This window comes from Bradyrhizobium sp. Ai1a-2, from assembly GCF_000426245.1.
GTDB lineage: Bacteria > Pseudomonadota > Alphaproteobacteria > Rhizobiales > Xanthobacteraceae > Bradyrhizobium.
Map to the genome: position 1 here is coordinate 64,902 of NZ_AUEZ01000032.1, position 23,151 is coordinate 88,052.

The following is a 23,151-nucleotide window of genomic DNA, read 5'->3' on the forward strand; positions in this document are numbered from 1 at the left end:
TTAGAGCGTTTTCGAGCGAAGTGGACATCGGTTCGCGTGAAGAAAACGCGTCAAAACGAGAATCCAGAGCTTTGGTTCTGATTCAATCAGAACTGAAGCTCTGGCCACTATCTTGGCGGCTCAGGGCGCGAGACGCAATCGCGCCAGCAAAAAAGCCCCCGCGGGGGCTTCTTCAAATTCACGTTGTCGAAAGCGCGATCAGTGCGCGTTGGCCCAGACTTTCTTCTTGGTGAAGTACATCAGGACCGAGAACAGGATCAGGAACACGAACACCTGAAGCCCGAGCCGCTTGCGCGCCTCCAGATGCGGTTCCGCGGTCCACATCAGGAAGGTCGTGACGTCGTGAGCGTATTGCGCGACCGTGGTCGGCGAACCGTCGCTATAGGTCACCTGGCCGTCGCTCAGCGGCTTCGGCATCTTGATCGCGTGGCCCGGGAAGTACTTGTTGTAGTAGGAGCCCTCGGGAATGGTCACACCGGCCGGCGGATTCTCTTCGAAGCCTTCCAGGATCGCGGTGACGTAATCCGGGCCCTGCTCCTGGTACTGGGTGAAGAAGTCGATGATGAACCAGGGGAAGCCGCGCTTGTAGGAACGGGCCTTGGTGATCAGCGACAGGTCCGGCGGAGCGGCGCCGCCATTGGCCGCGCGGGCCGCCTGCTCGTTCGGGAACGGCGACGGGAAGTAGTCGGCGGGCCGGCCGGGACGCTCGAACATCTCGCCCTGGTCGTTCGGGCCATCCTTGATCTTGTAGTCGGAGGCGAATGCGGCAGCCTGTGCCGTCGAGTAGCCGGGACCGCCGGGATCGGCGAGGTTGCGGAACGCGACAAAGGACAGGCTGTGGCAGGTCGAGCAGACCTCCTTGTAGACCTGCAACCCGCGCTGCACCGCGGCGCGGTCAAACTTGCCAAAAGGGCCTGAGAACGACCACTTCTGCGCCGGCGGCGCCACCTCGCCGCCCTCGGCCCTGGCGCTTTGCGCGCCGCCGACCAAGAGCCCGCCTGCGACCATGATCGCGATCACGGCCGAGACCATCGGTGCGGCCTTGCTGCCTGTCTTCGCCAGCACGTCGTCGGCGATCGAGTTCGGCACCGGCCTCGGCGTCTCGATCCGGGCGAGCAGCGGCAGCACGATCAGGAAGTAGGCGAAGTAGCAGACGGTCAGGATGCGGCCGGCGATCACATAGATGCCCTCCGGCGGCTGCGCGCCGAGATAGCCGAGCAGGACGCAGACGACGACAAACATCCAGAAGAACTGCTTGGCCAGCGGACGATACTTCGACGACCTGGTCTTGGCGCTGTCGAGCCAGGGCAGGAAGCAGAGGATGATGATCGCCGCGAACATCGCGATCACGCCCGCAAGCTTGTTCGGAATCGAACGCAGGATCGCGTAGAACGGCAGGTAATACCATTCCGGCACGATGTGTGCGGGCGTCACGCCAGGATTGGCCGGGACGTAGTTCTCGGCATCGCCGAGATAGTTCGGCATGTAGAAGATGAACCAGGAATAGAAGATCAGGAAGCAGGAGACGCCGAACAGGTCCTTGATCGTCGCGTAGGGCGTGAACGCGACCGTGTCCTTCTCGGTCTTGGCCTCGACGCCAGCCGGATTGTTCTGGCCCGCCACGTGCAGCGCCCAGACGTGCAGCACGACCACGCCGGCGATCACGAAGGGCAAGAGGTAGTGCAGCGAGAAGAAGCGGTTCAGCGTCGGGTTGCCGACAGCGTAGCCGCCCCACAACAGCGTCACGATGCTCTCGCCGAAATACGGCACGGCGGAGAACAGGTTGGTGATGACGGTCGCGCCCCAGAAGCTCATCTGGCCCCACGGCAGCACGTAGCCCATGAAGCCGGTCGCCATCATCAGGAGATAGATGATGACACCGAGGATCCACAGCACCTCACGCGGCTCCTTGTACGACCCGTAATAGAGGCCGCGGAACATGTGGATGTAGACGGCGAAGAAGAACATCGACGCGCCGCAGGCATGCATGTTGCGGAGCAGCCAGCCGTAGTTGACGTCGCGCACGATCAGCTCGACCGAACGGAAGGCGAGATCGGCATGCGGCGTATAGTGCATCGCCAGGATCACGCCGGTCAGGATCTGCACCGCCAGCATCATCGAGAGGATGGCGCCGAAGGTCCACCAGTAGTTCAGGTTGCGCGGCGTCGGATAGGCCACGAAGGAGGAGTGCATGAGGCCGAAGATCGGCAGTCGCCGCTCGATCCACCGCAAGGCGGGATTGGTTGGCTGAAAATCGGATGGTCCGCTCATTGATGCGATCCTGAGAAGAAAGACGACGCGATCGGTCTAGCCTCGGCTGGGCCGAGACTTAGCCGATCTGGATTTTGGTATCGGAAACGAACTGATAGGGCGGCACGGCCAGGTTGGCGGGCGCCGGCCCCTGGCGAATACGACCGGAGGTGTCGTATTGCGAGCCATGGCAGGGGCAGAAAAATCCGTCGTAATTGCCCTCATGGGCGATCGGGATGCAGCCGAGATGGGTGCAGATGCCGATTACGACCAGCCATTGGTCATGGCCGGACTTGACGCGGGCCTCATCGGTCTGCGGGTCGGGCAGGCTCGAGAGCGGAACGCTGCGCGCCTCCTCGATCTGCTTCTTGGTGCGGTGGCTGATATAGATAGGCTTGCCGCGCCAGAACACCTTGATGTCCTGCCCCTCGGCAATCGGCGTCAAGTCGACCTCGATCGGCGCACCGGCGGCGATGGTCGCCGCGTCCGGATTCATCTGGTCGATGAGCGGCCAGACCGTCGCCGCTACGCCCACCGCAGCAGCAGCACCCGTTGCAACATAAAGGAAATCACGGCGTGTCGGATGGTCCGCCGAAGACGCTGTCGTCACGATTCCAAGCCCTTTCCTTGTCCGCAGCCGGTGGAACCGCCCCGGCGGCGCCCATTGCGACCGGGAGGTCTGCCGGCGCCCGCGGCCCCCGCGGCGGCAGAAAACCACTGTCCCTCCTCCCTACTGGCGGAACAGCAGTCCAGAATCGTTCTATTGGCACCCTTGCCGGACGAGCGCAAGCCCGCTATCGGCTCGCAGGCGTGCAATGCACTAAATGAGCGACGAACGTTGTTTTATTGAAACATTTCGTCGGGACTTAACCAAGCACCACGGCCATGCAGATCGCGCTCTTCCAGCCTGATATTCCACAGAACACCGGCACCATTCTGAGGCTGTGCGCCTGCCTGGATGTGGCGGCCCATATCATCGAGCCGGCAGGCTTCCCGACCTCCGACCGCCATTTCCGCCGGGCGGGAATGGACTATCTCGACCACGTCCGGTTGATGCGCCATGATTCCTGGACGAAGTTCGAGGAATGGCGCCGCGAGGCCGGCTATCGGCTGATCCTGTTCACAACCAAGGTGGCCGGTTCCTACCTCGATTTTCGCTATGCCGCTTCCGATATACTGCTCTTCGGGCGCGAATCCGCAGGAGTCACCGATCAGGTGGCGGCGGCGGCCGATGCGCGGCTGGTAATCCCGATCAAGCCGCCCATGCGCTCGCTCAATGTCGCGATGTCGGCGGCGCTGGCGATCGGCGAGGCCTTGCGGCAGACCCGCAGCCTGAGCTGAAGGAGATTCCGTGAGCTACGCGGTCAAGGAGATTTTTCTGACCTTGCAGGGCGAAGGCGCGCATGCCGGCCGTGCCTCGGTGTTCTGCCGCTTTGCCGGCTGCAACCTGTGGAGCGGCCGCGAGCAGGACCGCGCCAGCGCGACCTGCCAGTTCTGCGACACCGATTTTGTCGGCACCGACGGCACGCTGGGCGGCCGCTATGCGAGCGCCGCCGCACTTGCCGACATCATCGCTACGCAATGGACGGGCGATAATGTCGGCCGCTATGTCGTGCTGACCGGCGGCGAGCCGCTGCTGCAGGTCGATGCGCCGCTGATCGACGCGCTGCATGCGCGCGGCTTTGCCATCGGTGTCGAGACCAATGGCACGATCGCACCGCCAGACGGGCTGGACTGGGTCTGCGTCAGCCCGAAGGCCGGCGCGGAGCTCGTGGTGCGGAAGGGGAACGAGCTGAAGCTAGTCTATCCGCAGCAGGACGCTGCGCCGGAGCGGTTCGTCGATCTCGACTTCGAGCGCTTCTCGCTGCAGCCGATGGATGGGCCTGACGCAATTCAAAACACCGCGCGCGCGGTCGAATATTGCTTGCAACACCCGCAATGGCGGCTGAGCGTGCAGACGCACAAGACGCTGGGTATCAGATAGGAGTTGGACTTTCAGGATGTGGGAATTGACGAAATCGTTCCGCTTCGAGGCGGCGCATGCGCTCTCCGGAACGACCCTTGGCGCCAACAGCGAGGAGATTCATGGCCATTCGTTTCGTGCGGAAGTGACCGTGCGCGGCAAGCCGGACGCAGCGACCGGCATGGTGCTTGACCTCGGTCTCCTCGAACGCCGCATCGCCGAGGTGCAGAAGACGCTCGACCACAAGTTCCTCAACAAGATTGAGGCGCTTGGACCGCCCACCCTTGAAAACCTGTCGCGATTCATCTTCGAACGGGTGCAGCATGCAGGCAAGGTCACCCGCGTCAGCGTGCATCGCGACAGCTGCAACGAGAGCTGCACCTACTTCGGACCGGAAGCCTAAGTCATGGAAAAATCCGCCATCGAACAGCGCAAGGCGCGCGCAAGAACCTGGTTCGAAACGCTGCGCGACAATATCTGCGCCGCCTTCGAGCGGCTGGAGGATGACGCGCCTGCTTCGCTTTATCCAGGCAATGCGGGGCGCTTCGTGCGCACGCCATGGGACCGCACCGACCATACCGGCAAGCCCGGCGGCGGCGGCGTGATGGCGATGATGCGTGGGCGCCTGTTCGAGAAGGTCGGCGTGCACTGCTCGACCGTGCATGGCGAATTCGCTCCAGAATTCCGCGCCCAGATTCCCGGCGCGGCGGATGATCCGCGCTTCTGGGCCTCGGGCATCTCGCTGATCGCGCATCTGCACAATCCGAACGTGCCGGCGGTGCATATGAACACCCGCTTCGTCGTCACGACCAAGGCGTGGTTCGGCGGCGGTGCCGACCTCACGCCGGTCCTGGACCGGCGGCGCACGCAGGACGATCCGGATACGCTCGCCTTCCATGCCGCGATGCAATCGGCCTGCGATGCGCATGCGCGGATCGCGCCGTATGACAAGTACAAGAAATGGTGCGACGACTATTTCTACCTTCCCCATCGCAAGGAAGCGCGCGGCATCGGCGGCATCTTCTACGATTGGCACGACAGCGGCGAATGGGACGCCGACCTGGCCTTCACCCAGGATGTCGGCCGCACGTTCCTCAAGATCTATCCCGAACTGGTCCGCCGCAATTTTGCGACAGCATGGACCGCTGATGACCGCGAGGAACAATCGGTCCGGCGCGGCCGCTATGTCGAGTTCAATCTGCTCTACGACCGCGGCACGATTTTCGGCCTGAAGACCGGCGGCAATGTCGATTCGATCCTGTCATCGATGCCGCCCCATGCGAAATGGCCGTGAGATCGCCGTCGTGACCAAACTTCCCCGCGCCATGCTGATCGACATGGACGACACCATCCTGTCGGCCTATGGCCGGCCTCAGATCGCCTGGAATACGATCGCGGCCGAATTCGCCGATGAATTGGCGCCGCTGGATCCGCCGGTCGTTGCCGCCGCGATCCTCGCTTTCGCCCGAAAATTCTGGTCCACGGCTGAGCCGATCTGGCGGTTGAAGCTCGAGGAAGCGCGCCACGAAACGGTCAGGGGCGGCTTTGCCGCGCTTCGGGCGAGCGGCCACCCGTCCCTTCCAGACGATCTCGCGGTCCGGATCGCCGATCGGTTCACGACGTTTCGCGAGGAAAGCATCTTCGTGTTTCCGGGCGCGCACGACGCCATAGACGGGCTGCGCGCGCTCGGCATCAAGCTCGCGCTTGTCACCAACGGCGCCGCGCTGATGCAGCGCGCCAAGATCGAGCGCTTCGCGCTGACGCACCGCTTCGATCACATCCAGATCGAAGGCGAGCACGGCTTCGGCAAGCCCGAAGAGCGCGCCTATCTGCACGCGATGGATGCGCTCGGCGTCAGCGCAGCTGATACCTGGATGGTCGGCGACAATCTGGAATGGGAAGTCGTCGCGCCGCAGCGGCTCGGCATCTACGCGATCTGGATCGACGTGCACGGAGATGGCCTGCCCGCGGGATCGAGCGTCAGGCCGGATCGCATCATCCGCTCACTGACGGAACTGCTTCCCGGCGCGGATCGGTAGCGATGCCTGCGCTTCGCCGCGCAAACTGGAGCTTCGAGCTTGATCCGTTCTCTTCACGCGAACCGGCGACCACTTCGCTCGAAAACGCTCTCATCCCCATCAAAATCCTGTAGCGGCGATCCTTCGTGATCGGATTGTCATGACAGTTCTGTAACTTGCCCGCGCGTCAATCAACGCGAAGGGTGGACAATGGAACTAAAGCCAGGCGATGTGGTGATGCTGAAATCGGGTGGGCACCCGATTACGGTGGCGGAAGTCAACGAGGACTCCGTCGAGTGCGTTTGGATGGGTATCGACGGCGATCTGTTTCGGGAAACGCTTCCCGTTGCCGTCCTCGAAGCCGCCAATCCAGATGACGAGGAAGAGGACGACGACGAGGAAGACGAAGAAGACGACGAAGAGGAAGACGACGACGAGGACGAAGACGATCGCCGCAAGGGCAAGGTCGCGTAAGCTACTGCCGTCGGAGCTTGGCGCTCAGCGCCGACAAGATCATCACAATACCGCCCGCGATCACGGCGATATCACAATCGGTGGTCGTGGGCGAAGCGGGCAACCGTCTCATCGGCGATCACCGAGAGCGCCGCCTGGTCGAGCGGAAACTCCGCGGCAAACCACGCCTGTTCGGCCTGGGCCAGCACGTGGCCGAGGGCCGGCCCCTCGGCAATTCCGCGCGCGATGAAATCGGCCGCCTTCAGCGGAAATTTTGGCGCCCGCCAACGCTGCGGCAGGCGCGCCAGTTCGCGCCAATGCGCGATGTCGTGGCCATCGCTCATCCGCGCCCAGGCCAGCATCATCCGATCGAGATAGGCCGCCTCGCCGAGGCGGTAAAGCCACCGGCGCGCCGCCGCCTCGTCGATGCCGGCGAGCTGCCACCAGCGATCAGCCATCGCGTCCAGCGCTTTCGCCTCCGCATTGGTGAGCCGCAGCTTGGCGGCAACGCGCCTTGCATCCTCGGTGATCGCGAGCGCAAGCGCGCCGAGGCGGCGCACCGCGCTCGCCTCGAGTCCGAGCTCGCGCTCGGCTGCAATCATGCCTGCAAACGGCCTGGTGTAGCCGACACCGCCGAGGATCAACTGCAGGAGGCCGCCATCGGCCATCGCGGTGACCGCGGGCACCGCGCCGTCGGCGACCACGAGCTTGAGCATTTCCATGCGCACGCGCTCGGCCGAGAGCTGCGCCAGGCCGGCACGGCCGGCGATGCAGGCGAGATAGCCGGCGCGATCGGGATCGCCGGCACCGTAAGCCGCATGCATGCGGAAGAAGCGCAGGATGCGTAAGTAGTCCTCGGCGATGCGCTGACTGGGATCGCCGATGAAGCGCACGCGGCGAGCGGCGATATCGTCGAGCCCGCCGACATGGTCGTGCACGACGCCTTTGGCATCGACCGAAAGCCCGTTGATGGTGAAATCGCGCCGCTCGGCATCGCGCGCCCAGTCGCGGCCGAATGCGACCTTGGCCTTGCGGCCATAGGTTTCGGTGTCCTCGCGCAGGGTCGTGACCTCGAATGGATGCTTGTCGACGACCAGCGTCACCGTGCCGTGCTCTATGCCGGTCGGCACGCTCTTGATGCCCGCCCCCTTGGCGCGGCGCATCACCTCCTCAGGGACTGCCGTGGTCGCAAGATCGATGTCGCCGATCGGTCTGTGCAACAGCGCGTTGCGCACAGCGCCGCCGACCACGCGCGCTTCCTCACCGCCGGTATTGAGCAGCGCGAGCACGCGTGCCGTAGGTCCTGATCTCAGCCAAGGCGCCTGCTCCAGCGCGCGTGCGTGGGTCATTTCTCAACTCCGGGCACGAGCTTGCCATTCTCGATATGAGCGGGGACATAGGTCGAATTCGGCGGCGCGCCGGAGAAATGCGCGAGCAGCACGAAACTGATCACGACCAGCAACAGCGCTCCCAGCACCAGCTTCGCAATCAAAGGCAAAGGCCAGGAAGACTTCGCAAGGACGCCGGAGCGCGTTGCAATGAGGAACAAGGCATAGACCGCGAAAGGGATGAGGAAAATTCCGATCTCGGTCAATACCGGACGGATCATGGCAAGTAGATCCGTTCGTACAATACGCGCAGGATCCCGGCGGTCGCGCCCCAGATGTAACGCTCGGCAAAGGGCATCGCATAATAGGAGCGCTCGATGCCGCGGAATTCCTTCATGTGGCGCTGATGGTTCGCGGGGTTCATCAGGAACGAAAGCGGCACCTCGAATGCGTCGACGACTTCACCTTCGTTGATCCTGAGCCTGAAGCCGGGCTTCACCCGCGCCACCGTCGGCAGGATGCGAAAACCGAATGCGGTGCCATAGAGGTCGAGATAGCCGATCGGCTCGATGAAGTCGCGCGTGAGCCCGACTTCCTCGTCGGCCTCGCGCAGCGCGGCGTCGAGCGGAGAGGCATCCGTCGCATCGATCTTGCCGCCGGGAAATGAGATCTGGCCGGCATGGTTGCTCAAATGCTCCGAGCGCTGCGTCAGCAGCACCGTCGGCTCATCGCGATCGACCACCGGGATCAGCACCGCGGCCGGGCGCACCGGCTGTTCGTGCGCGACGATCTCGAGCATGCGGTCGTTGCCGGAGTCGCCGGTCCTCGGAATGATGTTGGGATCGACCAAGCCGCGCGGGACGTCGAAATTCAGCCGCGTGTGGCTGCGCGCGAAAAACTCCGCCGAGCTGATCGCCGCGGGCTCCGTCTTCAGCATCGGCTCGTTCAAAGTGCGTCCCTCACCTCTTTCGCATCCGCCATCGCGAAGAACGCGCCGCCGGACTCGATTCCGAACATCGGATCACCATCGACCATCCGCTCTTCCCCCATGTCAACCAGATCGTAGTAGAGCGGACGTGTGACCTTGGCCCAGAGATCGGCGCGGACATGCAGATAGGGCGTGAGCCCGCCATCTTTGGCCGGCTCGAAACGAAGGGCGTGTGCGGCGTCGCAATCGACCCAGTCGTCGACATTGGTGCGGAACCTCAGCAGCCGCCCGCGCGCGTTCTCGTGTTTTTGCATCTCGACCGCAAGGAACGGCGCATCGTCGACGCGGATGCCGACCTTCTCCACCGGCGTCACCAGGAAATGCTTGCCGTCTTCGCGCTTCAGGATGGTGGAGAACAGCCGTACCAGCGCCGGCCGGCCGATCGGTGTTCCCATATAATACCACGTGCCGTCGCCGGCGATTCGAATGTCGAGATCGCCGCAGAACGGCGGATTCCATAAATGCACGGGCGGAAGGCCCTTGCCATCGGCGGAATTTGTTTTCGCGGCGTTGGTGGCCGCGGCAGTCAGCCCTTCAAGGCCCTGACGGCTTGTTTGCCCTTCGTTCGCCATGGTTTGCCTTAAGGTTGAGGGCTTCAATCTGGCACGATTGGTGCACGTCGCTTACGTACATCTTTCAGATGTGCGCGGGGTACCGTTCTCGCCACATCGTGATGGCGTTCATACCCTGAAAACCCGTTAAGGTGGGGATAGTTTAATTCAACGAATACATGGCCTTCGCTTATGCTTAGCTTGGGCCCCATGGCGTGACGACGCGAGTTGCGCCGTTTGATTAAGGAGCACGGAATGGCTGGTGCAGACAGTGTCGAAAAACTGGAAGACGTGATCGTCCGCTCGGCCGAGCAGGTTGCTGGACAGATCCGCACAGCGAAAGAGGCGATTTCCACCGTTATTTTCGGCCAGGACCGCGTCATCGAGAACACCCTGGTGACGGTCCTCTCCGGCGGACATGCGCTGCTGATCGGGGTTCCCGGCCTTGCCAAGACCAAGCTCGTGGAGACGCTCGGCATCACGCTCGGCCTCGACACCAAGCGCATACAGTTCACTCCGGACCTAATGCCGTCGGACATCCTCGGCGCCGAGGTGCTGGACGAGAGCAACACCGGCAAGCGTTCGTTCCGCTTTATTGCAGGTCCGGTATTCGCACAGCTTCTGATGGCGGACGAGATCAACCGCGCTAGCCCGCGTACCCAGTCTGCGCTGCTGCAAGCCATGCAGGAGCAGCACATCACGGTTGCGGGCGCCCGTCATGACCTTCCCAAGCCGTTCCATGTGCTGGCGACGCAGAACCCGCTGGAACAGGAAGGCACCTATCCCCTGCCCGAAGCACAGCTCGACCGCTTCCTGATGGAGATCGACGTCGACTATCCCGACCGTGAGGCCGAACGTCGCATCCTGTTCGAGACCACCGGCGCGGAAGAGACGCTGGCCAAGGCCGCGATGAATGCGGAGCTGCTGCTCAGCGCGCAGCGGCTGGTGCGAAGGCTGCCGGTCGGTGACTCCGTCGTCGACGCCATCCTGTCGCTGGTGCGCGCCGCGCGGCCCAATCCGGAAGGCGAGAAGCTGATCGCCTGGGGACCGGGCCCGCGCGCCAGCCAGGCCTTGATGCTCGCAGTCCGCGCCCGCGCTTTGCTCGACGGACGGCTCGCGCCCTCGATCGACGACGTGCTCGATCTGGCCGAACCCGTGCTCAAGCACCGCATGGCGCTGACCTTCACCGCGCGCGCGGAAGGCCGCACTATTCCAGACGTGATCAGGCAATTGAAGACGCGGATCGCTTGATGGCCGCGGAGAACAAGCACCTGAACGAGGAGATTGTCGCGATCCGACGTGCCGACGGCGAAAGCCGATCGCTCGCCAGTTCGCTGCCGCGCCTGGTGCTCGAAGCCCGCCGCATCGCCAACAATGTCATCCATGGCCTGCACGGCCGCCGCCGCGCCGGTGCCGGCGAGAGCTTCTGGCAATATCGCCGCTTCGTCTCCGGCGAGCCGTCGCAGAACGTCGACTGGCGGCGCTCGGCGCGCGACGACCATCTCTATGTCCGCGAGCAGGAGTGGGAGGCGGCGCATACCGTCTGGATCTGGCCCGACCGCTCGCCTTCCATGGCGTTCGCGTCCAAGCAGGCGCGCGATTCCAAGCTCGAGCGCGGCCTGATCGTCGCTTTTGCGCTGGCCGAATTGCTGGTGGCCGGCGGCGAGCGCGTCGGCATTCCCGGCTTGATGAACCCGACCGCGAGCCGCAGCGTGATCGACAAGATGGCGCAGGCGATGCTGCATGACGATGCGACCCGCGCCAGCCTGCCGCCGTCCTTCGTGCCGTCGGCGCTTTCCGAGATCGTGGTGCTGTCGGACTTCTGGTCGCCAATCGCGGAGATCCGGACCACGCTCGCCGGGCTGTCGGCCTCGGGCGCGCATGGCACGGTGATCCAGGTCGTCGATCCCGCCGAGGAAACCTTCCCCTATTCCGGCCGCATCGAATTCGTCGAACCGGAAGCGGGCACTGCCATCACCGCGGGCCGCGCCGAGAGCTGGGCCAGCGATTATGTTGCGCGCGTCGCGCTGCATCGTGACGAGATCCGCGCCGAGACCAACCGGCTCGACTGGCTGTTCTCGGTCCACACCACCAGCCGCTCCGCGGCGGAGCTGCTATTGTTCCTGCATAACGGCATGACGGTGAGCAAGGCGAGCGTACGATCCACCGTCAAAGTGGGGCTCGGCGCATGATCGCAGGTCTGCCGCTGTCCTTTGCCGAACCAATGCTGCTGCTGGGCCTTCTGAGCCTGCCGGCGCTGTGGTGGCTGCTCCGCGTGATGCCGCCACGACCGAGACGCATCGAATTTCCGCCGACCAGACTGCTGTTCGATATCCAGCCCAGGGAAGAGACGCCCTCGCGCACGCCGTGGTGGCTGACGCTGCTGCGCCTGCTTGCCGCCGCGCTCGTCATCTTCGCTGCGGCCGGACCGATCTGGAATCCACAAACCGGGCTTGCGGCCTCCAAAGCGCCGCTCTTGATCCTGCTCGACGACGGCTGGAGTTCGGCCTCGAGCTGGGACGCGCGGATCAGGGCCGCCGACGAGCTGATCGCCACTGCGGACAACGACCGCCGCGGGGTGGCGCTGGTCCCGCTTTCGGAGTCCGCGCGTGACATCACGCTGATGCCGGCCGGCACCGCGCGCGTCGCGCTGCGGCAGTTCGCGCCAAAGCCCTTTTCGATCGACCGCGTCGACACGCTGCCCACCATCGACCGGTTCCTGAAAGCCACCGGCGACTGCGAGATCGCCTGGCTGTCCGACGGTGTCGACACCGGGCGCGGCGCGGAATTCACCGAGGGCCTCGGCAAGCTGGTCGAGAACCGCGCGCTGACGATCTACGAGGGCGGTGCGCCGTCGGCGCAGGCCCTCGTGGCCGCCGAGAATGCCGCCGCCAAGATGACCGTGAAAGTCCTGCGCACCGAGACCGGCATCACGTCCGGCACAGTGCGCGCGCTGGATGCCAAGGGCTCGCCGATCGGCGAGGCGCGCTACACCTTCGCGCCGCAGGATCGCGAGACCGAGGCATCGTTCGATCTCCCAGTCGAACTGCGCAATGACATCGCCCGGCTGGAGATCGCCGGCGAGCGCTCCGCGGGCGCAGTGCAACTCCTCGACAAGCGGTGGCGGCGACGCGCGGTCGGCATCGTCTCCGGCGCGACCAACGACACCGCGCAGCCGCTGCTCGCCTCGAATTTCTACCTTTCCCGCGCGCTCTCGCCGTTCGCAGATGTGCGTCTCGGCGACCGCGGCGCGCCGCAGCAGGCGATCGCCCAGTTCCTCGACCAGCGATTGCCGATGATCGTGATGGCCGATGTCGGCACGCTGTCGCCGGAAATCCGCGAGCGGCTCAATGCCTGGATCGACCAGGGCGGTGTGCTGGTGCGTTTCGCCGGCCCGCGCCTGGCGCAAGCCGATGACGATCTGGTGCCGGTGAAGCTGCGCCGCGGTGGCCGCGTCCTCGGCGGCAGCCTGACCTGGGAGAAGCCTCAGCATCTGGCGTCGTTCACCGCCGACGGGCCGTTCGCCGGTCTGCCGGTGCCAAAGGACGTCACCGTCAGCCGGCAGGTGCTGGCCGAGCCGGATGCGGTGCTCGCCACCAAGAGCTGGGCGTCGCTGGAAGACGGTACGCCGCTCGTCACCGGCGAGCATCGCGGCAAGGGCGTGGTCAGCCTGTTCCACGTCGGCGCGGATTCGCGCTGGTCGGATCTGCCGATGTCAGGCACTTTCGTCGAGATGCTGCGACGGCTGGTCGATATGTCCGGCTACACGTCGAAGCCTGGTGCGGGCGTCGCCGGCGAAGCCAAGGCCGAGACCGTTGCGCCGCTCCGCATACTGGATGGCTTTGGCGCATTCGGCCCGCCACCCTCGACCGCCAAGCCGATGCCGGCCGATTATCGCGACCGCGCGACGCTGGATCATCCGCCCGGCCTCTACGGTCCGGCCGACTCCCCGATCGCCGTCAACACGCTGGCAACCGCCGACCGCATCGCCCCGCTCGACACGTCTGCCCTGCGCGCGCGGCGGGCGAGCTACACGAATGCTGAGCCGCGAGATCTCCGCGGCATCCTGCTGTCGTCGGCGCTCGGTCTGTTCCTGCTCGATGCGATCGTGGTCGCCATGCTCGGCGCCGGCCTTGCCGCGCTGTGGCGGCGGCGCGCCGCTCCGGCCGTGCTGGCGCTTGCCTTCCTGCTGGCATCGATGGCGCCGTCTGCCACGCGCGCCGAGAACAGCGACGACTTCGCCATGAGGGCGGTTTCGCAAACCCGGCTCGCTTATGTCGTCACCGGCAATTCCGATGTCGATTCCATCGTGAAAGCCGGCATGTCCGGGCTGACGCTGTTCCTGGCGCAACGCACCGCGCTTGAAGCCGGCGATCCCGTCGGCGTCGATCCCGCGCGCGACGAACTTGCGTTCTTCCCGCTGATCTACTGGCCGATCGTGCCCGGCGCGCCGAAGCCGCCGCAGGACGCCATCAACAAGATCGACGCCTACATGAAGCAGGGCGGCACCGTGCTGTTCGACACCCGCGACGCCATCGAGGCGCCGCCCGGCGATAACGGCGCCTCGCAGACGCCGGGCATGCAGGCGCTGCGCGAGATCTTGTCCTCGCTCGACGTACCCGAGCTCGAGCCGGTGCCGCGCGAGCACGTGCTGACCAAGACGTTCTACCTGTTGCGCGACTTCCCCGGCCGCTTCAGCTCGGGCCAGACCTGGGTCGAGACGTTGCCGCGCGAAGACGACGACGAGGCCGCGCAGCGGCCCGCGCGTGGCGGCGATGGCGTCTCGCCGATCATCATCACCTCCAACGATCTTGCCGGCGCCTGGGCGATCCGGCCCGACGGCCAGCCGATGCTGCCGCTCACTCCGGGCGAGCCGCGCCAGCGCGAATTCGCCTTCCGCGCCGGCGTCAACATCGTGATGTACACGCTGACCGGCAACTACAAGGCCGACCAGGTGCACGCGCCGGCCCTGATCGAGCGCCTGGGACAATGACATGAATTACGGCATTGCCTTCACACCGCTGGTGCCTTCGCTCGTGCTGTGGTTCGGGCTTGCGGCGGTTGTCGTCATAGCGGCGCTGCTGCTGCTTTCACGCTCGCGCGGCGCATGGATTCGCGTCGCGGCGCTGGCGCTGATTTTGCTTGCGCTCGCCAACCCCTCCCTCACCCGCGAGGACCGCGAGCCGCTGTCCTCGGTCGCCGCCGTCGTGATCGACAAGAGCCCGAGCCAGAATTTCGGCACGCGCAACCAGGAGACCGCGAAAGCACAGGAAGCCCTGGTCGACAGCCTGAAGAAGATCAAGGGCCTGGAAGTGCGCGTCGTCGATGCCGGCCAGGCCGACGGCGAGACCGACGGCACCAAGCTGTTCGGAGCATTGTCCTCCGCATTGTCGGACGTTCCGGTCGACCGTGTCGCCGGCGCTTTCCTGATCACCGACGGCCGTGTGCACGATATCCCGGCCAACGCCGCCGCCCTGGGCTTCCAGGCACCGGTGCACGGGCTTATCACCGGACGCAAGGACGAGCGGGACAGGCGGATTGCAATTTCGGCCGCGCCGCGCTTCGGCATCGTCGGCCAGACCCAGACCATCACCTACCGGCTCGACGACCAGGGCGTGACCGGCCAGATCGCCAGGATCACCGTGCGTCGCGACGGCGAGGTAATCAACGAACGCACGTTGCAAAGCGGCCAGACTGCCAATGTCGACATCGACATCAAGCACGCCGGTCCCAACATCGTCGAGATCGAAGCCTCCCCGCTCGACAATGAACTGACGCTGGTCAACAACCGCGCGGTGGTCGCCATCGACGGCGTGCGCGACAAGCTACGCGTGCTGCTCGTCTCCGGCGAGCCGCATTCCGGCGAGCGCACCTGGCGTAACCTGCTGAAGTCCGACGCCAGCGTCGATCTCGTCCATTTCACCATCTTGCGTCCACCGGAGAAGCAGGACGGCACGCCGATCAACGAATTGTCGCTGATCGCGTTTCCGACCCGCGAACTGTTCCAGCAGAAGATCAACGAATTCCAGCTGATCATCTTCGATCGCTATGCCCGCCAGGGCGTGCTGCCGATCGCCTATTTCGACAATATCGCGCGTTACGTCCGTGCCGGTGGCGCGGTGCTGGTCTCCGCCGGTCCGGACTATGCATCCACCACCAGCATCTGGCGTACGCCGCTCGACTCAGTGCTGCCAGCCGAACCTGTCGGCGTCACCGAGAAGCCGTTCTATGCGCATCTCTCCGAAGCCGGAAAGCGCCACCCGGTGACACGGGGGCTGGAAGGCTCCAACAGCGAGCCGCCGCACTGGAGCCGCTTCTTCCGCACGGTCGACACCCGCAACGCCATCAGCCAGCCGGTCATGACCGGCGCCGACGGCAAGCCGTTGCTGCTGCTGTCGCGCTTCGGCGAAGGCCGCGTCGCGCTGCTGCTTTCCGACCACATCTGGCTGTGGGCGCGTGGCTATGAGGGCGGCGGTCCACACCTCGACCTGCTCAGGCGGATGTCGCACTGGCTGATGAAGCAGCCTGATCTCGACGAGGAGGCGCTGCGTCTGCAGATCCAGGGCCACGATCTCTCCGTGGTGCGCCAGACCATGGGCGACAGCGTCCCGCCGGTCACCGTGACTTCGCCGAGCGGCGCCACGCGCGAGATGACGTTGACCCAGGGTGAGCCCGGCGAATGGAAGGCGACGCTGCCTGCCAACGAACTCGGTCTGTGGCAGGCGACCGACGGCACGCTGAAAGCGCTGGTGAATGTCGGCCCGACCAACCCGAAGGAATTTTCGGAAGTGACCTCCACGACCGAGATGCTGAAGCCGCTGGCACAAGCGACCGGCGGCGACGCCCGCCGCGTGGTCGACGGCACCAGCCTCGATATGCCCCGCATCGTGCCGGTCCGCGCATCAAGCGTGTTCCGCGGCGAGGGCTGGATGGGCGTCAGGATGCGCGACGCCAGCGTCGTCAAGGGCGTCGGCGTGCTGCCGATGTTCGCCGGGCTGATCGGCCTGTTGCTGCTGCTCGGTGCCTTCGCCGCAACGTGGCTGCGCGAGGGACGGTAGGTCCCGTCGCCCTCGCGGATGTCGTCCTGGGCTTGAGCCGGGACGACGAGAAGCCGTTGCAGCAATCACACACGCACTGCCGATCATGCGACGCCCGCCCGAGCCACGGTTGACACCGCCGCTTGCTTTCGATGTTATAATGTAACATCGGGACGGTCGGGGTACGCGGTCCCGGGGGGCGTACATTCGTGAAGTGGGTTCGAAAACACGTCAAACTTGGCGCGCGGCTGGCGTTGTTGGCGCTTGCCGTCCAGTTTGTGCTGTCGTTCGGCCATTTCCACCCCGCACAGGCCGCTCCAGCCCTCCAGACCGCGACGTCGCAGACCGACTTCCTTCGGCCGGCGGACCTCGCGGTCAAGGACGCGGCGAGCCCGTCCACGCACAAGCTGCAGCTTCCACATCAGGATAACCACCAGCAGCCCGCTGACGGCTGCGCCATCTGCGCCGTCGTCACGATGGCGCACGGCATGCTGTTCGCTACGCCACCGGTGCTGTTGCTGCCGCAGGCGATCGAACTTCTTCAACTCACCACCGAAGCCGGCTTCGCACATCTCGGCACCGCCCATCGGGCGTTCCAGTCCCGCGCACCACCCCTCTCCTGATCGATTGACCGAACGGCCTTTGCACGCCCGCTGCCCAAGCGAGACGCGAAGGACATCGCAATCGGAGCGTCGGCTTGGCCGACGGCATCAGGATCAGGAAAATGGGATTCAAGAGAAAAAGAGCATTCCACGTCGGTGGAGCAAGCTGGCTAGTACTGTGCGCGTTCGGCAGCGGCGCGATCGCTCAGGATGCCCCCGCATCAGCGCCGGCAACGCAACTGCCTGAGATCAACGTGACGGCACCGAGTCCCATCGTGCGGCGCCACCGGGCCGTTGCTCCGGCGCGCGCCCCAGTTCGCGCCGCGCGCAGCACGCCCGGTCGCAATCGCGAGCGCGTGGCGCAACAGCCGCAGCCCGCGCCGGCCGCGCCGCCCGCGCCACAGCAAGGGGTGCTGCCCATCGTGACCGACCAGTTCGCAACGGTCACCGTGGTGCCGAACGAGGAAATTCGCCGTGAGGGAACCGCCCAGCTCGGCGACCTCCTGTTCTCCAAACCCGGCATCACGGGTTCGAGCTTCGCGCCGGGCGCCTCCAGCCGTCCGATCATCCGCGGACTCGACGTCAATCGTGTTGGAATCGTCGAGAACGGCAACAACGCCGGCGGCGCCTCGGATCTCGGTGAGGACCATTTCGTCCCGGTCGATCCGCTTGCCACCAACCAGGTCGAGGTCATTCGCGGTCCGGCAGCGATGCGCTATGGCTCGACCTCGATCGGTGGCGTCGTCAGCGCGACCAACAACCGCATTCCGGACGCCCTTCCCACATGCGCGGCTCCGCCGTTCCAAACCTATGGACTGCCGGCAAAGGCGCCGCTGACTTCAGCGCCATCGTCACCTTGCATGAACGTCGAGACGCGGACAGCAGTGAATTCCGTGGATCGCGGTGTCGACGGCGGCATCCTGCTCGATACCGGCGCAGGCAATTTCGCGTTCCACGCCGATGCCTTTGGTCGCAAGGCGGGCGACTATGGCATCCCGAGCTATCCCTACCTGTTCGACCACTCGAGACCGGTGAACTACCGACAGCCGAATTCGGCCATGCAGGCGGACGGTGCCTCGATCGGCGGCTCGTATATTTTCAATGGCGGTTTTATCGGCGCTGCAATTACCCAAAACGATTCACTTTATGACATCCCTGGCATCGACGGCGCCGACCATCAAACCCGAATCGACGCACATCAGACCAAAATCACCATGAAGGGCGAATACCGACCCGATGCGGCGGCCATCGATGCAGTCCGTCTCTGGGCCGGCGCGACCGACTACAGACACAACGAGATTGGGCTGGCCGATCCAGCCGATCCCTTCAGCGACGGCGTACGCCAGACCTTCACCAACAAGGAGCAAGAAGCACGCGTCGAAGTGCAGATGATGCCGTTCAACGCCCGCTTCGCGACGGTAACTACCGCGTTCGGCCTGCAGGGAAGCCATCAGGAGCTGACCGCCCCTAGCCCTGACGATCCGGGCTCTCTGTTCAACGGGCTGTGGAATCCGAACAACAACAACCGCGTCGCCGGCTACGTCTTCAACGAATTCCAGTTTTCCGCGACAACGAAAGCCCAGATCGCCGGCCGTATCGAGCATGTCGACCTACATGGCTCGATGCCGAATTTTCCACCCGACTTCCTGCCGGACGGCAATCCGCAGTTCAACATCGCGCGCAATCCGTCCTTTACGCCGAAGAGCGGCAGCATCGGGTTGATCCAGAACCTGCCCTACGATCTCGTCGGCAGCATCACCGCGCAATATGTCGAGCGCGCGCCGAAACCAGCCGAACTGTTCTCGCGCGGCCCGCACGACGCTACCGCCACCTTCGATATCGGCAATCCCAACCTGACGATCGAGACCGCGAAATCGGTCGAGATCGGCCTGCGCAAGGCGACCGGACCATTTCGCTTCGAGGCGACCGCCTACTACACCCATTTCGACAATTTCATCTTTCGCCGGCTCACCGGCGTGATGTGTGACGAGGATTTCAACTCCTGCGGCGCGCCCGACGGCGAATTGAACCAGGCGGTCTATTCCCAGCGCAACGCCACCTTCCGCGGCGGCGAATTCCAGAGCCAGCTCGACATCGGGCCGCTCCATGGCGGCATTTGGGGCATCGAGGACCAGTTCGACATCGTCCGCGCCACTTTCAGTGACGGCACCAACGTGCCCCGCATTCCTCCGATGCGCCTCGGCGGCGGCGTCTATTGGCGCGACACCAACTGGTTCATGCGCGTCAATCTGCTGCACGCATTTGCACAGAACGACGTCGCGCCGATCGCGGAGACACCGACCGCGGGCTACAACCTGCTGAAGGCGGAGGTCAGCTACAACACCAAGCTCGATCCGTCCTGGTTCGGCGCACGCGAGATGACGGTCGGTCTCGTCGGCAACAACCTGCTCAACGAGAACATCCGCAACTCCGTGTCCTATACCAAGGACCAGGTGCTGCTGCCCGGCATCGGCGTAAGGGCCTTTGCGAACCTGAAGTTCTGAGCCGCGCTCTTCCCTCTTCCGCGGCTTGCGGGAGAGGGAGGAGCGTACCTAGAGCTTCGGCTCTGATTGAATCAGAACCGAAGCTCTGGATTCTTGTTTTGACGCGTTTTCTTCACGCGAACCGGTGTCCACTTCGCTCGAAAACGCTCTCACCTACCGCGCCTTGCTCCAGTCGGGGCCGATCGGTCCGGAGACGTCGGTGAAAGCGCCTTCCACAAGTTCGGCTACCAGCAGGCGGTTGTAGTCGACCGGGCCGGGCATGGTCGCCCTGCCCTTCGGGATCACCTTGAAGCCGACACGGCTGTAATATGGCTCGTCGCCGACCAGGATCACGAGGCGGTGCCCTTTGGCCTTGGCGTCGGCGAGCGCACGGTCGAGCAGCGCGCGGCCGACGCCGCGGTCACGGAACGGCGGCTCCACCGTCAATGGGCCCAGCATCAATGCGGGCGTGTCGCCGATCATGACAGGTAGTTGCCGGACCGAACCGACCAGAAGCGTGCCGATGCGCGCGGTGAAGGACAGATCGAGCAAATGTTCGACATGCTCGCGCAGCCGATAGGCGCTAAGCACGAAGCGGCCGGGCCCGAACGTGCGTTCGTGCAGGCGCTCGATCGCCTGGGCGTCATTCGGCGTTTCGGGCAGGATGGTCAGCGATAAATCACTCATGGTGAAGCGCGGGATAGCACCTGGATCGAGCGCGGTCCATCGCCCGCGTCATTTCTTGTTATTGGCCGGCTGGGACAGATAGGCAAGCAGCTTCATCTCGCGGCGGCCGCGCGTCACGGTGTCAAGCACCAGCCCCGACGAGACCGACAGCATCGCCACGATCATGAGGCCGGTGGACAGCACCGCGGTCGGCAGCCGCGGCACGATACCCTCGTCGATGAAGGTGATGATGATCGGGATCGCCAGCACGATCGAGATCAGCGCGAGAACCACCCCGATGCCGGTGAAAAACCGCAGCGGCTTCTCCGAGCGATAGAGCCTCAGGATGGTTCCGAGAATCCGAAACCCGTCACTCCAGGTATTCAGCTTGCTGACGGACCCCTCAGGGCGGGCATAATAGGGCGTCTCGATCTCGCCGACCGGCAACGCCAATTCCAGCGCGTGGACGCTGAGCTCGGTCTCGATCTCGAAACCGTCCGACAGCACCGGAAAGGACTTGACGAAGCGGCGCGAGAACACCCGGTAACCGGACAGGATGTCGCGAAAGGCGTGGCCGAACACGACGGAGAGGAAGCCGGTCAGCATCCGGTTGCCGGTGCGGTGGCCCCTTCTATAGGCAGCCTCGGATTGATCGATCCGGACGCCGACCACCATGTCGAGATGGTCGTTCACCAGGATTTCGATCATGCGCGAGGCGCTCGGCGCGTCATAGGTCGCGTCGCCATCGACCAGGACATAGATGTCCGCGTCGACGTCGGCGAACATGCGCCGCACCACATGTCCCTTGCCCTGGCGCCGCTCGCTGCGGACCTCTGCACCGGCAGCACGCGCAATCTCGGCGGTACGGTCGCGCGAGTTGTTGTCATAGACGAAGATCTGCGCCTGCGGCAGCGCCTCGCGAAAATCGGTAACCACGGTGCCGATCGCCGCTTCCTCGTTGAAGCACGGCACAAGCACCGCGACGCGCAAAGCGGAAGCCGTCATCGCCACCGTCGCCGAACGAGCCGTAACATCATCGCTCGCCATCAGACACTCGCCTTTTGCGGCAAGCCAACATCGTCCGCGAGCTTCGGCGCCCAATGGTCCAGAGTCGCGAACAGCAGCGTCCACAAGGACAGCATGACGATCGGTATCACGTAATAGGGCGTGAAGACCGGATGGGTTATGAAGAAGATCAGGTTGATGACGAGGTTCAGCGCGACCACGGCGACAATTTGCCTTGTGGCGACGCGCCCCCGGGACCGCCACAGCGCCGCCACCCAGGCGATCGCAATCAGCAGCAGCGGGAATTGTGCATCTCGCACGTATTGCAACAGGACGCCTCCTTTCAATTCGGGTGACGCCACATCGACACCGCCATAGGTGGTCGAGAACGGGCTTCCCGCATTGATCGCATTCGCGATCAGCGTCGGCGCCATGCCGATCAGGAATGCGATGCCGAACGCGAGGCCTTGCCCGAAGGTGTTCATGTTCCGTGCGCGCAAGAAGGCGATGAGGAAGAACACCGCATAACCCGCCGACAGAAACAGGTTAGGCAGACGGAAATTGACGGAAAGGCCGATCAACAAGCCGACCGCCGCGGCAAGCAGGATGCGACGCACGCCTGCACTGGCAAACAGCCGGACGGTCAGGAAGCCGGCCAGTGCGCAGACGACCATGGTCGGCGCCACGGAATAGCTTGCCTTGGTCGGATTGATCATCAAATAGAGCGCCACGATGCCGAACACGCCGGCGAGTACGACAGCGGAACGCGTGGCAGCGCGGGCCAGGCCAAGCAGCGCAAACCCGAAAATCGCGATCGAGGCGGCGGCATAAAGCGGGATCACTTGAAAGCCCGCCGGAAACAGCGCGAGCACGAACCCCGTGCCCGGCGGATATTGCAGCACGACCTTGTTCAACGCCGCTGTGAAGGTATGGCACGGCAAAAGCGCGGGATCGCCGGGATCCGGGAAATTGATCTCCTGGAGCTTGCGCAGCATGTAGCGGTCGTCATCCCTGGCGATGTTGGTGTCCAGGCCGCTTATGCCGAACCGCTGGAACAGATGCGCCTGGCGGAGGTAGCAGATGTCATCATAGACGCCGCGGCTTTCGTTCCATTTCGAGATCGTCCAGATGTTGCTGACCAGGATCAGCAGCAACACGACGCCGAAGGCGGTTTTCAATTGTTTCATCCGGTCCCTGTCGCGGCGTCCGATCTTTAAGGACGGCTCTTCTAGCACAAGCCGTCGCTAGCGCCATGTGGCGATCGGCACCCCGCCATCCAGCACTTCGGCGATCCGTAGACGGGTGCCGGGCGTGGTGTCCACAGGCAATGCCGCCGGATCGAAAAAGCCGGTATCCACGATCTCATGGTTCGGCTCCGGCGGGCGGTCCTGACGATATTGCCTGATGACGTAGACCGCGACATGGTCGCGGCGGGAGACGTGGCTGTTGAGGAAGACGCCGTGCAGCACCGGGGCGCCGGCAAGCTCGATGCGCCCCTCCTCCTCGAGCTCCCGCCGCAGCGCTTCCGTCAGCGTCTCGCCGACATCGACACCCCCGCCTGGCAGGTGCCAGCCGCTGACATAGGTGTGCTTGACCAGGAACACCTTGTTCTCGTGATCGAGCACGACCCCGCGCACGCCGAGCGTCATGCCGCGGGCCAGCCGAAAATAGAGATGGAACACCCACCTGAGCTGCCGCTCGTAGCGTCTGCGCAAATCCATCAGGATCGTCACGAAAACCTCGACTGGAACGACAACGGCGTTTGATCCTTGCGCGCAGGCCGCCCGCTTGCCAATAGAATGCGGAC

General features: G+C 64.4%; 22 protein-coding genes. 12 read left to right on the forward strand and 10 right to left on the reverse strand.

What is annotated here, in order from left to right; genetic code table 11:
* Positions 1 to 198 precede the first annotated feature (198 nt).
* Positions 199 to 2,271, reverse strand: a complete 2,073-nt coding sequence (locus tag K288_RS0120765; protein ID WP_027581292.1) for a cytochrome c1 — start codon at positions 2,269 to 2,271, stop codon at positions 199 to 201.
* Between the two features lie 58 nt (positions 2,272 to 2,329).
* Positions 2,330 to 2,860 (reverse strand): ubiquinol-cytochrome c reductase iron-sulfur subunit, encoded by a 531-nt coding sequence (gene petA / locus K288_RS0120770; RefSeq protein WP_027581293.1) that lies wholly within the window; start codon positions 2,858 to 2,860, stop codon positions 2,330 to 2,332.
* 275 nt (positions 2,861 to 3,135) lie between these two features.
* On the opposite strand from petA, the gene K288_RS0120775 reads away from it, so the two are divergent.
* The 6 genes from K288_RS0120775 to K288_RS0120805 all read left to right on the forward strand — a co-directional run bounded on the left by K288_RS0120775 (position 3,136) and on the right by K288_RS0120805 (position 6,705).
* Positions 3,136 to 3,591: a tRNA (cytidine(34)-2'-O)-methyltransferase gene (locus K288_RS0120775; protein ID WP_027581294.1), complete on the forward strand. Its 456-nt coding sequence runs from the start codon at positions 3,136 to 3,138 to the stop codon at positions 3,589 to 3,591.
* A 10-nt stretch (positions 3,592 to 3,601) separates the two neighbouring features.
* Positions 3,602 to 4,234, forward strand: coding sequence for a 7-carboxy-7-deazaguanine synthase (gene queE, locus K288_RS0120780; protein WP_027581295.1), 633 nt, complete (start codon positions 3,602 to 3,604; stop codon positions 4,232 to 4,234).
* A gap of 16 nt (positions 4,235 to 4,250) precedes the next feature.
* A complete protein-coding gene (locus K288_RS0120785; protein ID WP_027581296.1) occupies positions 4,251 to 4,616 on the forward strand; it encodes a 6-carboxytetrahydropterin synthase in 366 nt (121 codons plus the stop codon).
* Between the two features lie 3 nt (positions 4,617 to 4,619).
* Positions 4,620 to 5,507, forward strand: coding sequence for an oxygen-dependent coproporphyrinogen oxidase (gene hemF / locus K288_RS0120790; protein WP_027581297.1), 888 nt, complete (start codon positions 4,620 to 4,622; stop codon positions 5,505 to 5,507).
* The gene (locus tag K288_RS0120795; RefSeq protein ID WP_051334641.1) at positions 5,491 to 6,252 is read left to right on the forward strand and encodes an HAD family hydrolase; all 762 of its coding nucleotides are present in this window, start codon (positions 5,491 to 5,493) and stop codon (positions 6,250 to 6,252) included. Before hemF ends, K288_RS0120795 begins: the two co-directional genes overlap by 17 nt.
* A 189-nt stretch (positions 6,253 to 6,441) precedes the next feature.
* Positions 6,442 to 6,705: a DUF2158 domain-containing protein gene (locus K288_RS0120805; RefSeq protein WP_027581299.1), complete on the forward strand. Its 264-nt coding sequence runs from the start codon at positions 6,442 to 6,444 to the stop codon at positions 6,703 to 6,705.
* A 71-nt stretch (positions 6,706 to 6,776) separates the two neighbouring features.
* Here the strand turns inward: K288_RS0120805 and K288_RS0120810 are convergent, their stop codons facing one another.
* From K288_RS0120810 to K288_RS0120825, 4 genes are read right to left on the reverse strand one after another with little or no spacing between them, the layout of a single operon-like run.
* A complete protein-coding gene (locus tag K288_RS0120810; RefSeq protein WP_027581300.1) occupies positions 6,777 to 8,033 on the reverse strand; it encodes a CCA tRNA nucleotidyltransferase in 1,257 nt (418 codons plus the stop codon).
* Entirely contained in the window at positions 8,030 to 8,293 is a 264-nt protein-coding gene (locus K288_RS0120815) for a DUF6111 family protein (RefSeq protein WP_027581301.1), read from the reverse strand. Before K288_RS0120815 ends, K288_RS0120810 begins: the two co-directional genes overlap by 4 nt.
* Entirely contained in the window at positions 8,290 to 8,961 is a 672-nt protein-coding gene (locus K288_RS0120820; RefSeq protein ID WP_027581302.1) for a CoA pyrophosphatase, read from the reverse strand. Before K288_RS0120820 ends, K288_RS0120815 begins: the two co-directional genes overlap by 4 nt.
* On the reverse strand, positions 8,958 to 9,572 hold the full coding sequence (locus tag K288_RS0120825; RefSeq protein WP_027581303.1) for a DUF1285 domain-containing protein: 615 nt from the start codon (positions 9,570 to 9,572) through the stop codon (positions 8,958 to 8,960). Before K288_RS0120825 ends, K288_RS0120820 begins: the two co-directional genes overlap by 4 nt.
* 234 nt (positions 9,573 to 9,806) lie before the next feature.
* On the opposite strand from K288_RS0120825, the gene K288_RS0120830 reads away from it, so the two are divergent.
* The 6 genes from K288_RS0120830 to K288_RS0120855 all read left to right on the forward strand — a co-directional run bounded on the left by K288_RS0120830 (position 9,807) and on the right by K288_RS0120855 (position 19,694).
* Entirely contained in the window at positions 9,807 to 10,802 is a 996-nt protein-coding gene (locus K288_RS0120830) for a MoxR family ATPase (protein ID WP_027581304.1), read from the forward strand.
* Positions 10,802 to 11,743 carry a DUF58 domain-containing protein gene (locus K288_RS0120835; RefSeq protein ID WP_027581305.1) on the forward strand — a complete coding sequence of 314 codons (942 nt, stop codon included), beginning with the start codon at positions 10,802 to 10,804 and terminating at the stop codon, positions 11,741 to 11,743. The genes K288_RS0120830 and K288_RS0120835 overlap by 1 nt, the downstream gene beginning before the upstream one ends.
* Positions 11,743 to 14,544 (forward strand): DUF4159 domain-containing protein, encoded by a 2,802-nt coding sequence (locus tag K288_RS0120840; protein ID WP_027581306.1) that lies wholly within the window; start codon positions 11,743 to 11,745, stop codon positions 14,542 to 14,544. Before K288_RS0120835 ends, K288_RS0120840 begins: the two co-directional genes overlap by 1 nt.
* A gap of 1 nt (position 14,545) precedes the next feature.
* Positions 14,546 to 16,609, forward strand: coding sequence for a membrane protein (locus K288_RS0120845; RefSeq protein ID WP_027581307.1), 2,064 nt, complete (start codon positions 14,546 to 14,548; stop codon positions 16,607 to 16,609).
* 188 nt (positions 16,610 to 16,797) lie between these two features.
* Positions 16,798 to 17,211: a DUF2946 family protein gene (locus K288_RS0120850; protein WP_027581308.1), complete on the forward strand. Its 414-nt coding sequence runs from the start codon at positions 16,798 to 16,800 to the stop codon at positions 17,209 to 17,211.
* A 101-nt stretch (positions 17,212 to 17,312) separates the two neighbouring features.
* A complete protein-coding gene (locus tag K288_RS0120855; protein ID WP_027581309.1) occupies positions 17,313 to 19,694 on the forward strand; it encodes a TonB-dependent receptor in 2,382 nt (793 codons plus the stop codon).
* Positions 19,695 to 19,847: 153 nt separating this feature from the next.
* Here K288_RS0120855 and K288_RS0120860 read toward each other — a convergent pair whose 3' ends face one another.
* The 4 genes from K288_RS0120860 to K288_RS0120875 are packed head-to-tail and all read right to left on the reverse strand — an operon-like array spanning position 19,848 to position 23,065.
* A complete protein-coding gene (locus tag K288_RS0120860) occupies positions 19,848 to 20,360 on the reverse strand; it encodes an N-acetyltransferase (RefSeq protein WP_027581310.1) in 513 nt (170 codons plus the stop codon).
* Between the two features lie 48 nt (positions 20,361 to 20,408).
* Complete coding sequence (locus K288_RS0120865; protein WP_027581311.1) at positions 20,409 to 21,344, reverse strand: glycosyltransferase family 2 protein; 936 nt, start codon at positions 21,342 to 21,344, stop codon at positions 20,409 to 20,411.
* A 41-nt stretch (positions 21,345 to 21,385) separates the two neighbouring features.
* A complete protein-coding gene (locus tag K288_RS0120870; RefSeq protein ID WP_027581312.1) occupies positions 21,386 to 22,531 on the reverse strand; it encodes a hypothetical protein in 1,146 nt (381 codons plus the stop codon).
* A gap of 57 nt (positions 22,532 to 22,588) precedes the next feature.
* Entirely contained in the window at positions 22,589 to 23,065 is a 477-nt protein-coding gene (locus K288_RS0120875) for an NUDIX domain-containing protein (RefSeq protein WP_043160335.1), read from the reverse strand.
* Positions 23,066 to 23,151 lie beyond the last annotated feature (86 nt).